This window comes from Microbacterium sp. Leaf351, from assembly GCF_001423825.1.
GTDB lineage: Bacteria > Actinomycetota > Actinomycetes > Actinomycetales > Microbacteriaceae > Microbacterium > Microbacterium ginsengisoli.
Window position 1 is genome coordinate 20157 of the sequence record NZ_LMPK01000034.1, and the last position, 345, is coordinate 20501.

1 rRNA gene (cut by both window edges) is annotated in these 345 nt (G+C 53.0%); it reads right to left on the bottom strand.

From position 1 onward, the window contains the following. Nucleotides 1-345, bottom strand: a 23S ribosomal RNA gene (locus ASG00_RS10235) (it extends past both window edges: 373 nt to the left, 2137 nt to the right).

The window sequence follows — 345 nt, forward strand, 5'->3', positions numbered from 1 at the left end:
GGGCAAGATCAGCCTGTTATCCCCGAGGTACCTTTTATCCGTTGAGCGACAGCGCTTCCACAAGCCACTGCCGGATCACTAGTCCCGACTTTCGTCCCTGCTCGACCTGTCAGTCTCACAGTCAAGCTCCCTTGTGCACTTACACTCGACATCTGATTGCCAACCAGATTGAGGGAACCTTTGGGCGCCTCCGTTACTTTTTGGGAGGCAACCGCCCCAGTTAAACTACCCACCAGGCACTGTCCCTGAACCGGATTACGGTTCTAAGTTAGATATCCAGAGTGACCAGAGTGGTATTTCAACAATGACTCCACCTGAACTGGCGTCCAAGCTTCAAAGTCTCCC